Origin of the sequence: Micropruina glycogenica, assembly GCF_900289045.1 — a bacterium.
Lineage (GTDB): Bacteria > Actinomycetota > Actinomycetes > Propionibacteriales > Propionibacteriaceae > Micropruina > Micropruina glycogenica.
On sequence record NZ_LT985188.1, the window covers coordinates 3187686 to 3203032 of the forward strand.

General features: G+C 71.0%; 11 protein-coding genes. 7 read left to right on the forward strand and 4 right to left on the reverse strand.

Annotated elements, in window-relative coordinates; translation table 11 throughout:
* Positions 1-6: 6 nt before the first annotated feature.
* On the reverse strand, positions 7-480 hold the full coding sequence (locus MPLG2_RS14995; protein WP_105186832.1) for a GyrI-like domain-containing protein: 474 nt from the start codon (positions 478-480) through the stop codon (positions 7-9).
* Positions 477-854 carry a winged helix-turn-helix transcriptional regulator gene (locus tag MPLG2_RS15000; RefSeq protein WP_105186833.1) on the reverse strand — a complete coding sequence of 126 codons (378 nt, stop codon included), beginning with the start codon at positions 852-854 and terminating at the stop codon, positions 477-479. The genes MPLG2_RS14995 and MPLG2_RS15000 overlap by 4 nt, the downstream gene beginning before the upstream one ends.
* Positions 855-982: 128 nt before the next feature.
* Between MPLG2_RS15000 and MPLG2_RS15005 the strand changes: the two genes are divergently transcribed.
* From MPLG2_RS15005 to MPLG2_RS15030, 6 genes are all read left to right on the forward strand, one after another.
* Positions 983-1627, forward strand: a complete 645-nt coding sequence (locus MPLG2_RS15005; RefSeq protein WP_105186834.1) for an NAD(P)-dependent oxidoreductase — start codon at positions 983-985, stop codon at positions 1625-1627.
* A gap of 61 nt (positions 1628-1688) precedes the next feature.
* Positions 1689-5306 (forward strand): DUF4132 domain-containing protein, encoded by a 3618-nt coding sequence (locus tag MPLG2_RS15010; RefSeq protein ID WP_158681255.1) that lies wholly within the window; start codon positions 1689-1691, stop codon positions 5304-5306.
* Positions 5303-6403 (forward strand): ATP-binding protein, encoded by a 1101-nt coding sequence (locus tag MPLG2_RS15015; protein ID WP_105186836.1) that lies wholly within the window; start codon positions 5303-5305, stop codon positions 6401-6403. Before MPLG2_RS15010 ends, MPLG2_RS15015 begins: the two co-directional genes overlap by 4 nt.
* A 5-nt stretch (positions 6404-6408) precedes the next feature.
* A complete protein-coding gene (locus MPLG2_RS15020) occupies positions 6409-9021 on the forward strand; it encodes a DUF5682 family protein (protein ID WP_158681256.1) in 2613 nt (870 codons plus the stop codon).
* Positions 9006-10136 (forward strand): VWA domain-containing protein, encoded by a 1131-nt coding sequence (locus tag MPLG2_RS15025; protein WP_105186838.1) that lies wholly within the window; start codon positions 9006-9008, stop codon positions 10134-10136. The genes MPLG2_RS15020 and MPLG2_RS15025 overlap by 16 nt, the downstream gene beginning before the upstream one ends.
* Complete coding sequence (locus MPLG2_RS15030; RefSeq protein ID WP_105186839.1) at positions 10133-12136, forward strand: hypothetical protein; 2004 nt, start codon at positions 10133-10135, stop codon at positions 12134-12136. Before MPLG2_RS15025 ends, MPLG2_RS15030 begins: the two co-directional genes overlap by 4 nt.
* Here the strand turns inward: MPLG2_RS15030 and MPLG2_RS15035 are convergent.
* Both MPLG2_RS15035 and MPLG2_RS15040 read right to left on the reverse strand, forming a co-directional pair.
* Complete coding sequence (locus MPLG2_RS15035) at positions 12120-13295, reverse strand: GNAT family N-acetyltransferase (RefSeq protein WP_197709969.1); 1176 nt, start codon at positions 13293-13295, stop codon at positions 12120-12122. The two genes, MPLG2_RS15030 and MPLG2_RS15035, sit on opposite strands and share 17 nt — an antisense overlap.
* A gap of 13 nt (positions 13296-13308) precedes the next feature.
* Positions 13309-14589, reverse strand: a complete 1281-nt coding sequence (locus MPLG2_RS15040; protein ID WP_231935681.1) for a citrate synthase — start codon at positions 14587-14589, stop codon at positions 13309-13311.
* 173 nt (positions 14590-14762) lie between these two features.
* On the opposite strand from MPLG2_RS15040, the gene MPLG2_RS15045 reads away from it, so the two are divergent.
* Positions 14763-15326 carry a YceI family protein gene (locus tag MPLG2_RS15045; protein ID WP_105186841.1) on the forward strand — a complete coding sequence of 188 codons (564 nt, stop codon included), beginning with the start codon at positions 14763-14765 and terminating at the stop codon, positions 15324-15326.
* The last annotated feature ends 21 nt before the right edge of the window (positions 15327-15347 follow it).

Genomic DNA, 15347 nt, shown 5'->3' on the forward strand with positions numbered 1-15347 from the left:
ACAAGCTCAACCAACGAGTAGGTACAGGTCGGTGCGCAGGGTGGTCGGGTCGACGTCGGGCCCCGGTTCGCTGACGTAGACCTCGAGCATGGCGCTGGGCGTCAGCCCATGGCTGCGGGCGTGCTCGTCGAGCAGCCCCCACGACTGGGGCAGCGACCCGTACGACCCGAGGTGGCTGATCGTGAGGGCTCGTCCGGCCGGCAGTTGCGACGGTTGCACCGGCACCGGGCCCTCGATCGTGGCCGGCAGGGGTTCGGCCAGCGGAAAGCCGAGCTCGAGGTCGAAGGTGCGGCCCGGGTCGCCCCGGTACACCGCGAAGGGCGGGCCGGTCACCGCGACACCCGTCTTGAGAATGGCTGGGTAGCCGCCGTCGAAGAGCGGACGCAACTCGGCCACCGTGACGCCCGGGTGGCGCACCACGGCGGTGGGGGCCGCCTCGAGAGTGGTGGGGGTCGGTTCGGTGATCACATCCGTGTTCATCGGTCCAGTCTGCCCCCGACGCGGTCGTATGCGCGCCGCGAGTCGACCACAGCGTCCATGTGCTCGGTGGCCCAGGTCTGCAGCGCGCGCAGCGGCTCTTGCAGGGTGTGGCCGGCTTCGGTGAGCCGATACTCGACGCGGGGCGGTACCTCGGCGTACACCGTTCGCGTGATCAGGCCGTCGCGTTCGAGGCTGCGCAGCGTCTGGGTGAGCATCTTCTGCGAGATACCGACCACCCGGCGGCCGAGTTCGCTGAACCGGTGCGGACCGTCGCTCAGCACGCCCACCACCAGCACCGTCCAACGGTCGCCGATGCGGTCGAGCAGCATGCGGCTCGGGCAGTCGCCGCGGTAGGGATCCCATTCCGCACTCATCGCGCCTCCAAGCTGACCAAGAAGTGAGTTACTTACTCTCAGGTGCCTTATTGCCTCAAGAAACTTACTCTCCTATGGTAACTAGTGAAGCCCCGGTGGGGGAAGTCGATCGAAGGAAGAAACAAACAATGGCAAGCATCACCGTTCTGGGCGGCACCGGCTACGCCGGTGGCCACATCGTCGACGAGGCTGCGGCCCGTGGGCACCGGGTCACCTCGTGGTCGCGCTCGCTGCCCGAGCGACAGGTCGAGGGCGTCACCTACCGCACCGGCTCGGTGACCGACGAGGTCACCCTCGCCGAGGCCGTCCAAGGCGCCGATGTGGTGATTCTGGCGCTGTCGCCGCGCGGCCCGATGGCCGGTGAGGTCGAGAAGGTGGCCGACGCGCTGATCACCCGGCTGACCGGCACCGACACCCGGCTGGGCGTGATCGGCGGCGCGGGCTCGCTGCAGGTCGCACCGGGCGGGCCGCGCCTGGTCGACGGCGACGGCTTTCCCGACGCGTTCAAGGCCGAAGCGCTGGAGTTGACCCGGGTGCTCACAGAACTGCGGGCGTCCGACGACAGCCTGGACTGGTTCTTTCTCAGCCCGGCGGCCAACTTCGGCGCCTACAACCCCGGTGAGCGCACCGGCCACTACCGGGTGGGCGGCGACGTGCTGCTGACCGACGAGCAGGGCACGTCCGCCATCTCGGGTGAGGATCTGGCCGTGGCTGTCGTGGACGAGATCGAGCAGCCTGCCCACCGGCGCGAACGGTTCACCGTGGCCTACTGAGGGCCCGGTCGTGCCCCTCGGCTGACAGAATGGCCGAGAGTACGTGAGTCGAGGGGTGACGATGGTCTTCGATCGGTTGAAGTCGATGCTGGGCGGCCGCGTGGACGGGCCCAGCGAGCCGTTGCGCCAAGCCCTGCTGCCGATCAACGCCGTCTCGAACCCACTGTACGTACGCGCACTCGCCTTCGTGCACGACGGAAGTTCGCCCGAGGTGCTGCTCGAGTTGGACGGCGCACACCAGCCGGAGCTGATGACGTTGCTCAAGTACCCCGCTCAGCTGCAGTCGTGGAGCCGGTGGCTGCCTGACGACGTGAAAGTTCGCCTGCGCGAGGCGGGGGTGTCGGGCGACCCCAACAAGACGGTGCCGAACTCGCGCTCGCAGCTGTACCGCAACACAACCTTGACCCAGCCGCAGTTTCTGCGGTTCGGCTATGTGCTGGCTGCGATCGGTCACGGGCCCAACCGCCAAGTACCGGGGGTGCCGAAGTGGCTGACCGCGTTGGCCAACGACTTGTGCATGGTGCTCGACCGGGCGGCTTTGCCGCACCTGCACTGGCCGCCGGAACGCTTCGCCGACTTGCTGAGGAACGATGGCATGGCCGAGGGCGACATCGCCGCCACGGTGCTGCTCGCGTTGAGCGAACAGGCGAACATCTACGGCAGTTCGGTGGTGCAGCCGCATGAGCTGCCGGGCATCGACAACTACCTGCTCGGTTTCGGCCACCAAATCCCTCCGCAAGCGGTGCTGCGGCTCAGCGCCGACGGTCGCAAAGGCATCGCCGAGCGTGTCACGGCGAACCCGGCGGTTGGCCCCGTGCTGGCTCCGATCATCGCTCGGCTGGCCATTGACAAGGCGAAGGGCGTGCGTGCCGCAGCGATCGCGGCGCTGGCGTTGCTGCCCGGCGACCTGCAGACCAACGCGTTGAGGCCGGTGCTGCTGACGGCTCCGGTAGCACAAAGCGCAGAACTCATCGAGTACCTGTCGCGCACCCAGGCCGGCGGAGCGCTGCTCGACGAGGCGGTGGGCAACGGGGCCAAGCTGGGCGGCGCGGTCGACAAGGCCAACGCTCGACGTGAGGCCCTGCACGCCTCGGCCGAGGTGCAACCGCTGATCGTGCCCCCGTTCGTCCCACTGCCCGACGCACTCGACGAGGCGCTGGCTTTCCAGCAGCTGCGCAGCTACGTCGACGCCGCGCTGAACCGTTCGCAGGGCGGCCAGTTCGAATGGCAGAAGCAGCAGGCGCAGCTCTGGCGCCAGCTCACCGACGGTGACCTGCAGCAGATCGTGCGCGCTGCCCAGGGCGGGCCGAAACCCAAGGTGCTGCAGCACTTCAACACGGTGCAGCTCGCCCAATCGGTGCCCGCGTTCAACCTGGTGCACCTGATGCGGCTCGAGACGAACCCCAAGCGCAACTCTGTGCAGTGGCTGGTGCCCCACCGCATCGAGCAGCTCACCGATCTTCGTCAGGTGGACGACGCCGTCGTGCGTACGTTGAATACCCGCGAAGCGTTCGACATGGTGCCGCGGCTGGCCCGCGAGTCGAGCTGGGGCACCACCCTCGACCCCGAGGTGACCTGGCCCTGGTTCGCGGTGCACCTGGACGTCTTGCAGGCCTGGTTGAGCGGCGACGCCACCGACGTGGCGGACGCGCTGGCCGTGCTGGCCGGCTTCCCCACCATTCCGCCCGTGGTGCTGCCCAGTGTCTCGGCCGTGGCGCTGGGCACCTCGCGGCGCAACCGGCCGACCGCACAGGCTCTGCTGGCCCGGCACGGCGCGGCCCCGACGCTCGCCGCCCAGGGTCTGGCCGACGGCAAGGGCGAGTTGCGGGCGGCGTCCGCGGCCTGGCTGGCCACGATCGGCGACCCGGCGGCGGTGCCGGTGCTACGCAAGGCCCTGGCGGCCGAGAAGCGTGAGGTGCCGCGGGCCGCGATGCTGGCCGCGCTGCAGCAATTGGGCGACGACATCTCGGCCGACCTCGGGCCCGATGCCCTGCTCGCAGAAGCGGTGAAGGGGCTGAAGGCGAAGATCCCGCCGGCGCTGGACTGGTTCGGCTTCGACCACCTGCCCGCGCTCAGCTGGGCCGACGGATCGTCCGTCGACCCGCGCATCGGCACCTGGTGGGTGGTGTTGGCTAACAAGCTGAAAGACCCCGACGGCTCGGGCCTACTCGACCTGTACGTCGGCCGGCTCGCACCCGAGTCGGGCGAGGCGCTGGGCCGGTTCGTGCTCGACTCGTGGATCGCGCAAGACACCCGGCACCCAGACCAGGAGCAGAGCCGGGCGCATGCCGCCGCGCTCGGCCCGCAGCGGTACCAGTGGGCGCAAGACACGCTGAAGCGAATCCTGGCCCGGCCGCAGACCGACCCCCAGTACCTGGGCTGGGTGCGCGAGAACGCCGCCCGTCCGGTCGAGCAGCACGTGCGCGACGCGTTCAACGAGCACCAGGCCACCTATCTGGGCTCGGCCGCCGCGCACCGCGGCCTGCTCGCCCTGACCACCCGCGTGCCGGGCATCGAACTCGCGGGCGCCGTGCAGGCCTACATCCGCAGCCACGGTGCGCGCCGGGCCCAGGTGGACGCGCTGATGTACCCGCTGTACGCCAACGGCCAGCCGGCCGCCGTGCAGCTGCTGCTGTCGATCTCGAGGCGGTTCAAGCAGGCCAGCGTGCAGGCCACCGCGGCCGCGCTGGTCGAGCGGCTGGCCGACCGGCGCGGTTGGACGGCCGACGAGCTCGCCGACCGCACCATTCCCACCGCGGGCTTCGACGCCGATGCGCTGCTGCGGCTCGACTTCGGCTCGCGCCAATTCATCGGACGGGCCACGCCCGCCGGCACCATCGAGCTCAGCACCGACAACGGCAAGCCGATCAAGGCGCTGCCCGCCGCCCGCGAGGCCGACGACGACGAACTGGTCAAGGCGGCCAAGAAGCAGCTGACCACCTCGCGCAAAGAGCTCAAGGCGGTGCTCGCTCAGCAGACCGCCCGGCTGTACGAGGCGATGTGCTCCGGCCGCACCTGGACGACGCGTGACTGGCGCGAGTTTCTGCTCGAGCACCCGCTGGTCGGCCAGCTCGTCAGCCGGCTGGTGTGGGTCGAGAACCCGGGGCCGAAGGAGCGGTTGTTCCGGCCCACCGAAGACGGCGGCCTGATCGACATCGACGACGAGTCGATCGAACTCGCAGACGACGCCCGGGTCGGGCTGGCCCACCGGGTGAGCGTGGGCGAGGCGACGTCCGAGGCCTGGGTGGCGCACCTGGCCGACTACGAGGTGGCGCCGCTGTTCGACCAGTTCGGCAACGCGCTGCCGGCGATCGACCGCAACGCCACCCAGGTCACCGACCTGAAGGGCCACGTCACCGACACGTTCAGCTTTCGCGGGGTGGCCACCAAGCGCGGCTACCAGCGCGGCCCGGCCGAAGACGGCGCCTGGTTCGACGTGTACACCAAGGCGTTCACCGCCTCGGGGGTCACCGCGGTGCTGGAGTTCACCGGCAGCTACGTGCCTGAAGAGAACTTCGCCTGCGCCACCATCGGGCTGAATTTTCTGGGGGTGCGACGTCGTAGCGTGGCGCTGAACCAGGTGCCCGACGTGCTGCTGGCCGAGTGCTACGCCGATTACGCGGCGCTGGCGGCGCTGGGGCCGTTCGATCCCGACTGGGAAAGGAAGACCGGGCCATGACCGAGGTCACCACGAGCGAACTGCGGCCGCCGGCCGAGGTGCGCTACGCCGCCGAACTGGACGCGCTGGCGCGCGCCGATCAGGCGTCGGGTGCGCCGGTGCCGCCGGGCTGGCAGCTGAGCGCCCGGGCCGTCCGGGCGTTCGTGGTGGGTGATGCCGGGCTGGGCGTCACCCGCAAGTTCTACGGCGACGACCCGCTGGTCGACCGGGCCATCGTGTCGCTGCTGGGTCGGCAGGGGCTGATGCTGGTGGGCGAGCCGGGCACCGCCAAGTCGATGCTGTCGGAGTTGTTGGCTGCGGCCATCTCGGGCACCTCGAACCTGACCATTCAGGGCTCGGCCGGCACCACCGAAGACCATGTGCGCTACTCGTGGAACTACGCCCTGCTGATCGCCGAGGGCCCCACCCAGCGGGCGCTTGTGCCCTCGCCGGTGTACCAGGCGATGGCCAGGGGCGCGATCGCCCGGTTCGAAGAGATCACCCGTTGTCCGGCCGAGATTCAAGACACCCTGGTGTCGATTCTCAGCGAGAAGCAGATCATGATTCCCGAGTTCGGCGACGAGGCCCGGTTGGCCGCCCGTCCGGGCTTCAACGTGATCGCCACCGCCAACCTGCGCGACCGCGGCGTGCACGAGATGTCGGCCGCGCTGAAGCGCCGGTTCAACTTCGAGACCGTGCGGCCGATCAGCGACCGTGCGTTCGAGGCCGAGTTGATCGGCCGGGCGTTGGACGCCGAACTCGGCCCTCAGCGGCCGCAGTTGTCGCCGCCGGTGCTCGACGTGCTGGTCACCGCCTTCGCCGACCTGCGCACCGGACGCACCGACACCGGCACCCCGGTCAAGCGTCCCGATGCGGTGATGTCGACCGCCGAGGCGGTCAACGTCGCGGTGGCGGCGTCGATGGCGGCCCGCTACCTGGGCGACGGCACGGTGCGCGCCGGCGACATCGCCCGGCAGATCGTCGGCGTGGCCCAGAAGGGCGAGGAAGAGGACGCCCGGCTGGTGCGGCACTACGTCGACAACGTGGTGCGGCAGCGGGCCCGGGGCAGTTCGCCCTGGCGCGAGTTCTTCGACGCCGCCGAGGGGTTGTGGGGCTGACACCGATGGCCGAGCCTGTCGAGACCGAGCTTGTCGAGACCCCGCTTGGCGAGACGTCGGTCGATCTTGTCGAGACCCCGTCTGGCGAGCCGAATCCGCCGGTCGAGCTTGTCGAGACCCCACCCCGCCTCGCCCACGCCCTGGCCGCCCTCACCCGCTGGCGCGACCGGGGGGTGCACTTCGTGGGCATCAGGCACCACTCGCCCGGCTGCGCGGCCGCTCTTGCCGCGCTGCTCGACGAGGTGCGGCCGGCCGTGGTGCTGATCGAGGGCCCACGCGAGTACGACCGGCTGCTGCCCGCCCTGGCCGACGCGCGCACCGTCCCGCCCGTGGCGGTGCTCTCGGTGGGCGAGCGGCAGAGCGCTTTCTACCCCCTGGCCGACTTCTCGCCCGAGTGGGTGGCGCTGCGCTGGGGCATGGCGGCCGGCGCCACCGTGCGGTTCTTCGACGCCAGCTACTCAGACGACCCCGACGCCGACGAGGTGCGCACCCTGCAGGCCGAGCACCACCTGGCGCGCAGCGAACTGATCGCGGCGGTGGCCGCAGCGCTGGGCTGCCGCGACCACGACGAGGTCTGGGAGCACCTGTTCGAGGTGCGCGGGCCCGAGGCGCTGGCCGACTGGCGCACGTTCTTCGCCGACACCCTGGCGTGGGCCGGCCTCGCTCGGCTCGACGCCGACCGGGCCCTGCTCGATGGCGACGGCACGCACGCCCGCGAGGCGGTGATGGCCTCGGTGCTGCAGCAGTACCGCGACGAGCCGGGCGGCGTGGTGGTGGTCACGGGCGCCTTTCACACCCTCGCCCTGATCGAGGTGTTGGACGGTGCCCCCGAGGCGGCCTGGGTGCGCGCCCACAAGTCCGCGGCGCACCAGCTCGACCGCGAAGCCTGGCTGATCCGCTACGACTTCGACCGGCTCGACGGCCTGCGCGGCTACGGCGCGGGCATGCCGTCGCCGGGGTTCTGGCAGCGGGCCTGGCTGGCCCGCGCCGCCGGGGCGAGCCCTCGCGACTTCGCGGTCGAGGTCGTACTCGACGTGGCGGCACGACTGCGCGGGGCCGGCGAACCGATCGGCTCGGCGTCGGTGATGGACGCCGCCGGCCAGGCCGTCCGGCTCGCCGAACTGCGCGCGCGGTCGTGGCCCGGCCGCACCGACATCACCGACGCCCTGGTGAGCTGTTTCGTGAAGGACGACTCGGGCCTGTCGGGAGCGATCGGCGAGGCGCTGCGTGAGGTGTTCGGCGGCCCGACGCTGGGCGAGTTGCCCGACGGGCTGGCCGCACCGCCGCTGGTGGCCGAGGCCCGGCGCATCGCCACCAAGCTGCGGTTCGTGATCACCGATGCCACGCCCCGGGCGGTCAGCCTCGACACCCAGCGCAAGCCGGCCCACCGCCGGCGCCGCGAGTTTCTGGCCCGCATGCGGTTCGTCGGCAGCGGCTTCGCCCGGCAGACCGGCGGGGCCGACCTGGTGCAGGGCCTCGGCGCCGGTCTGCTGTTCGAAGACTGGGAGTACGCCTGGACGCCGCTCGTCGAGGCCAACCTGATCGCGGCCTCGGCGAAGGGGGCCACCCTGGCCGAACTGGTGCGCACCGGGGTTGCCCGACGGCTCGGTCGCGACGACACCTCGGCGGCCTCGGTGGCGAGCCTGATCACCGAACTGATCGTGATGGGCGAACCCGACGCCCTCGCGCCGGCGCTCGCCGCCCTGCGGCAGTGCTACGACGACGAGGCGCACCTGGGCTCGGTGGTCGCCAGCCTGCACGCCCTGGCCGGGTTGTTGGCCGACCAGGGCCGGCTCGCCTTGGGCGAGCACCTGGTCACGGTGCGCCAACTCATCGCCTCGGGTCTGGCCGCCGCAGCCGGACTGGTGCCCCCGCTCACGGGCCTGCGCGCGGACGACCAGGCCAAAGCCTGCGACGATCTGATCGCCCTGCGGTCGCTGCTGGTGCGCTTCGAAGACTCGTCGGTCGAGCGTGCCGACCGGCCGTCGGTCGAGCCGCCGTCGGTCGAGCTTGTCGAGACCGGGGTTTCGACAAGCGCAACCAGCGAGGTTTCGACAGGCGCAACCAGCGAGGTTTCGACAGGCTCAACCAGCGAGGTTTCGACACGTTCAACCACTGAGCCCGTGCGCCGCGAACTCCGGCGGCTGCGCCGCGACCCCGCCCTGCCCGCCCGGTTGCACGGCTGCCTGCTGGGGCTGGCGTTCAGCGACGCCGAGCTCGACCCCGACGAACTCGCCGGCGCCGCCGCCGCGCACCTGGCTCCCGGCGCCGACGCCGACCGGGTGGCCGGCTTTCTGCTCGGCCTGCTGCAGGCCGCGCCCGACCTGCTGCTGCACACCCCCGAGTTGGTGGCGGCGCTCAACGCCGCGCTCGCAGCGATGGAGGCCGAGGCGTTCCTCGCGGTGCTGCCCGACCTGCGCCGGGCGTTCACCTGGCTGAAGCCGTCCGAAACCTCGCGGCTGGCCGGCCAACTGGCCGAACTGACCGGCGCGCGGGCGTCCGACCTCGACGCGGTGCTGTCGATCGACCCCGCCGTGGCCGAGCAGGCGGCGGCCCTCGAGCGTGAACTCACCGGGTCGCTGGTGCGCGACGGACTCGCCGCGTGGCTGGCCTCGTGAGCGGCGAGCAGGCCCGACGCTGGCGGCTGGTGCTCGGCCGCTACGCCGACGGCAACCTGCCCCGCGACTCGTCCGATGCCGGGCTCGACGAAACCCTGGGCTACCTGTACGACCGCGAGTACACCCGCCGCGGCCACCGGCACGCCCGGGGCGGGGGCGGCACGCTCGACCCGTCGGCCATCAAAGCGCTCAACTGGCTGGGCAAGGCGCGCACACTGTTTTCCGCCTCGACACTCGAGCGGCTGCAGGCCGACGCGGTCACCCGCTACGGCCTGGACGACCTGCTGGCCGACCCCGGCACCGTCGACGCGCTCGGCCCCAACCAGCAGCTCGCCACCGCCCTGATGCGCATGAAGGGCCGTCTCTCGCCAGCGGCAGCCGACGGCCTGCGCACCCTGATCGCGAAGGTGGTGGCCGACATCGTGGCCCGGCTCAAACCCCGGTTCACCACGGCCTTGACCGGCATGCGCGACCGCAGCCGACGCAGCCCGCACGCGTCGTCGGCCAACTTCGACGCCAAGCGCACCATCGCCGCAAACCTGGCCAACGTCGACCCGGCCACCGGGCGCATGCTGGTCGAGCAGGTGCGGTTCGCCGCCCGCAGGCGCCGCACCAACCTGCAGTGGGACGTGATCGTGCTCGTCGACCAGTCGGGTTCGATGGCCGACTCGCTGCTGCACGCTGCGGTGTCGGCGTCGATTCTGGCCGGGCTGCCGGGGGTGAGCGTGCGGCTGATCCTGTTCGACACCTCGCTGGTCGACCTGACCCACCTGGCCCACGACCCGGTCGAGGTGCTGCTCACCGCCCAACTCGGTGGTGGCACCAACATCGCCCAGGCGATGAAGCACGCCGAGAGCCTGGTCAGCCAGCCGACCCGCACGGTGGTGGCGCTGATCAGCGACTTCGAAGAGGGCGGGTCGGTGACGGCGTTGATCGCCAGCGTGCGCCGGCTGGCGGCGAGCGGCGTCACGCTGCTGGGGCTGGCGGCGCTTTCTGACGAGGGCGAACCCTGGTACGACGCCACCACGGCCGCCCGGCTGGTGGCCGCGGGTATGCCGGTGGCCGCCATGACGCCCGACCGGTTCGCCGAGTGGCTGGCCGAGGTGATGGCATGACACCGGCGTGGCTGGCCACCTATGCGGACCTCGACGACGACGCCCTGGCCACGTTGGCCAACAAGGGGCTGGTGCGCCGCGGGCACAAAGAGGCCGAGCGCATCGAGCTGGTCGAGGCCGGCGAGCCGTCCGTGCTGCTGCGTTACACCGGCATGCCGGGCGCCGAGGTGCGGCTGCTGCCCGGGAGTCCGCGGCGGGCGACCTGCAGCTGCCCGGTGGCAGGGGTGTGCGTGCACATCGTGGCGGCCTGCGTGTGGGCGCGTGGGCCGGTCATCCGGGCGAACGACGCCGTCATCCCGGCGGACGCCGGGATCTCTCCCGACGCCTGCCGACCATCTTTACCGGCGGACGTGCTGGCCGAACTGCTCGCGCTCGATCCCGCAGCGGTCAACCGACAGGCCGGCGTGGCCGCCGTCCGCAAGCTGGCGGCAGCGCCACCCGCCGGCCCGACATCCATCGAGCAAAGGCCTGGCTCGCTGCGCATCAGCTGGGCCGATTCGCCCGAGATCGTCGCCGTGCCGGGCGGAGGGTTCGCGGGCATGTTGACGTCCGGCACTCACAGCGACGTGGCCGAGCGGGCCTGGCGGCTCGAGGCTCTGGTCAGGCTTTTCACCGAGAACGGACGCCCCTGGGTCTGGCCCGAGCACGCGCCCGACGTGGTGCAGCCCGGCCAGCGTGAGGCCATGCACCAGGCGGTCGAGGCGACCGAGAGCCTGCTGCGCCTCGGCCTGTCGCGGCTCGGTTCCGACGGCGTCGACCGGTTGCCCGCGGCCGCCCAGCGGGCCCGGCTCGAGGCCCTGCCGCTGCTCGGCGCCGTGCTGACCCGCGCCGCCGGACGCGCCGCGCGCATCGCCGCCCGCGCCGATGACACCACCGAACGCGACCTGCTCGACGTGCTGGCCAGGGCCTGGGCGCTGGCGACGGCCCTGGCCGCCGCGAACGCGCCGCTGCCCACCCACCTGCTGGGGGGTACCCGCGGCCCCGGCGACGACGCCGACACCGGCGTTCTGGTGCCGCTATCGGTGCGCTGGTGGACCGGCTCGTCAGGGTCGCGCGGCCTCACCCTCACGGTGTGGGATCGCACCAACGCCCGCCTCGAAACCGCCACCACCGGACGGGCCGCGGGCGCCGACCCCGGCTTCGCCCGCTCGTGGACGACGCCGTTGCTGTGGGGCGCCTCCGCCGAGACGCTCGCCGCCGGACCGTTCACACTGCAGGGGGCCGAACGGCGCGACGACGGCACGCTGAGCGCCACCACCCGCACCCGCGTCAGGGCCGAGTCGGCCTTCTCCACGGCACCGGTCGACCTGGACGCCTTCGCGGAGTCCGTCAACGGCGGCGGGGGAGCGCGCGGTCTGGCCTTTCTGCCGCCTCCGGCTCAGGTGCGGCTGGTGGTGCCCCGACGGCTGCTGGGCGTGGGTGAGCCCGAACTGGATGAGATCAACCAAGAGCTGGTGTGGCCGATCACCGACCGGTCGGGCGTGCGGCACCCGGTGCGATTCGATGCGACGGGCGCCGAGCAGGACGTGATCGGCTGGGTGCTGCACGACGGGCTGCCGGTTCACGCCGTGGTGCTCGACGAGCACGACCACCTGCTCTCGCTGTTCGTCACCCACCAGGGCACCCAACGGCTGATCTCACCCACCCTGACCCCGGCCGAACGTAAGCCGCGGCGCGGCTGGCTGGCCCGCAAGCCCAAGCCGCAACAGCCGCGGGCCTACACCGGGGCGTCCGGGCAGGTGGTGGGCCCGATCGGTCAACTCGCTGACGCGGTGCTCGACGTGTGCGAAGCGCTGGCGTCCACCGGCAGGCCGGCCCTGTCGCCCCGGCAGCGCGACACCCTGCAGCAGCGGGCGAGGCAGGTTGGCGACCTCGGCCTCGGGGCGCTGGCCGACGCGGTGGGGGCCCTGCTGGCCGAACCCACGCCGGCCAATGTGCTACGGGCCACGTTAGTGGCCGACCGCACCCGCACCCTGGCCGGGCTCACAACACCCAGGTGAAGCACCGGGCGCGGGCCAGCCGCTCGGGGTGGTAGCCCGTCCACTTGCCGGGCGGCACGTCGTCGCGCGACACCTCGGTGAAGCCGCGGTGCAGAAAGAAGGCCGCGGCGTCGTCCGACACGGTGACGGCGAACACCGAGGTCAGACCGCGGTCGAGCGCGCGTTTGAGCAGCGCGCTGATCAGCAGGCCGCCGGCCCCGGCACCCGAGAACTCGCTCACCGTGATCAGGGCCGACACCTCGCCCACGCCGGCCACCCCGTAGGCGTCCACCTCGAGGCCGACCAGGCCCGCGAGATGCCCCGTGCGAATCAGCCGGGCGCCCAGCCCGCCGATCATCATGCGGGCGATCTGCTGCCGGGTGCGGGGCTTGAGAATGCCCGCGGCCACGCCGCGGTTGACGAGCTCTTCGGCGGCGGGCAGGTCGTCCACCCGCAGATCGGTGACCTGCAGGTAGCCGCCCAGGGTGATCAGGGTGCCCGCACCGTCGAAGGTGAACAGCTCGAGCTCGACGTCTTCGGGGCGGCAGAGGTTCACCGAGAAGGCGCCGCCGCGCAGCGCTGTTTCGATCGCCTGCAGCAGCAGCGGGTCGGCGCGATCGGCGAGCGCCCGTTCGAGGGCCCGGCGGTGCACCCGCAATTCGGCGAAGCTGCGCGGAGGGTCGCCCCAGCCGCCGCCGGCGTCGGTGAGCACCACCTTGGACGCCCCCAGCCCCACCGCGATGCGCGCCGCGTCAAGCGCCGTGGCTTCGGCCACCACCACCAGCACGCGGGCGTCGGTGGTGGCGATCCACAACTCCGCGAGTTCGTCGACGGCCCAGGTGTTAGGGGCGTCCAACGCCCGGTCGGCGCCGATCGCGGCAGCCAGTCGTGCGGCATCGGCATGGCTGCCGGTGACCAGCACGAACCTGGTGTCGCCGCTGGCGAACCCGCTGATCGAGCGGGCCAACCCCGCGAGCGCGGCATCGGTGAGCACCGGCAGAGCGATCACGATGGTGACGCCGCGAAACTCCTCGACGAAGAACGCGTGCTCGGCCTCGGTGCCGGCACTCTGGGCGCGGCTGCCGTCCATGGCGTCACGGGGGTGCTCCACCCGCACCGTCGGTGCGACCGGACGGCCCCGGCGCGGGCGTGGGGTGCTGGCGATCGGTGAGCGGGCCATGGGCACCAGTGTGTCAGCGCTGGTCGCTCGGCACGTAGTCGCGCTGCACGACGCCGGTGTACACCTGGCGGGGCCGGCCGATCTTGGTGGCCGGGTCGAGCGACTGCTCGCGCCAGTGCGCGATCCAGCCCGGCAGCCGTCCGATGGTGAACAGCACGGTGAACATGTTCGACGGAAACCCCATCGCCTGGTAGATCAGGCCGGTGTAGAAATCGACGTTCGGGTACAGCTTGCGTTCGGTGAAGTAGTCGTCGCTGCGCGCGGCCTCTTCGAGCGCCAGGGCCAGGTCGAGCAGCTCGTCGTGGCCCGGCCGTTCACGCAGAATCGCGTCGGCGTGACGCTTCACGATCTGGGCGCGGGGGTCGAAGTTCTTGTAGATGCGGTGGCCGAAGCCCATCAGTTTGACGCCCGACTTCTTGTCTTTCACCTTCTGCACGAACGTGGCCACGCTCTCGCCGGTGTCGCGCATTTGCTGCAGCATCTCGATCACGGCCTGGTTCGCGCCGCCGTGCAGCGGCCCCGACAGGGCGCTCACCCCGGCGGCCACCGACAGGTACAGGTTGGCGCCCGACGAACCGACCATGCGCACCGTCGAGGTGGAGCAGTTCTGCTCGTGGTCGGCGTGCAGGATCAACAGCACGTCGAGGGCCCGCACGATGGTGTCGTCGATCTCGTAGGGCCGGCTCGGCACCCCGAAGCTCATGCGCAGAAAGTTCTCGATGTAGCCCAGCGACTCGTCGGGGTACAGGGTCGGCAGGCCGAGGGAGTTCTTGTAGCCGTACGCGGCCAGCGTGGGCACCTGGGCCATCAGCCGGTAGGTCTGCTGTTCGAGGGTCTTCTCTTCGAGCGACACCGGCGGCATCGCGAAGGTCGACAGCGCGTTGATGCCGGCGGCGAGCACCGGCATGGGGTGCGAGCGCCGCGGAAACAGCCGGAACATCTCTTTGAGCCGCTCGTCGAGCAGGTGGTGGGTGCTGATCCGCTCGGTGAACTCGGCCAGTTGAGCGGCGGTGGGCAGTTCGCCGTAGAGCACCAGGTAGGACGTCTCGAGAAAGGTGGAGTGCTCGGCCAGTTGCTCGATCGGGTAGCCCCGGTAGCGCAGAATGCCGGCGTCGCCGTCGATGTAGGTGATCGCCGAGCGGCAGGCCGCCGTGTTGCCGAAGCCCACGTCGAGGGTGACATCACCCGTTGTGGCGAGCAGTTTTGAGACGTCGTAGCCGTCGCTGCCCATGCTGGCCCGGGCCAGGGGAAGATCACACTGCACGTCGTCTCGAACGAACTGGGCCGAACTCACGGCTGCTCCCTTCGACGGCGCCGGAGTCGTTGGGGCCGCGCCGCCTGCCGCCACCCTAGCCAAGTGCGCCCAACCACTAGTTGCGAATTGATGGTTGACAGATCAATCAAAGCGTCTATGATGGAGATGTAGTTGAGATTTCAAACAGTCCGCCCCATGAAGGAGTTCCCGGAATGACCGCAGCAGCCACCCCCGCCACCCTGGCCGACCTGAGGGGCACGTTCGTGCTCGACGCCAGCCATAGCCAGCTGGGCTTCGTCGCCCGGCACGCCATGGTCACCAAGGTGCGCGGCAGCTTCACCGACGTGACCGGCACGGCCAGCGTCGACGGCGCGAACCCGTCCGCGTCCAGCCTGAGCGTCACCATCAAGTCCGACTCGATCAACACCCGCAGCGAGGGCCGCGACGCGCACCTTCGCTCGGCCGACTTCTTCGACGTCGAGAAGTACCCCGAGATCACCTTCACGGGCACCGACTTCTCGATCGACGGCGACACCGTCGACGTCACCGGTGACCTGACCATCAAAGGCACCACCCACTCGGTCACCGTGCCGCTGGAATACCAGGGCGCAGTCATCGACCCGTGGGGTAACGAGCGCATCGGCTTCGAGGGCTCGGTCGTGGTCAACCGCAAAGACTGGGGCCTCACCTGGAACGCCGCCATCGAGTCCGGTGGCGTGCTGGTCAGCGAGAAGGTAACCCTCGAGTTCGAGATCTCGGCGGTGAAGCAAGCCTGAACCCAGGTGCCTGGAATCGCC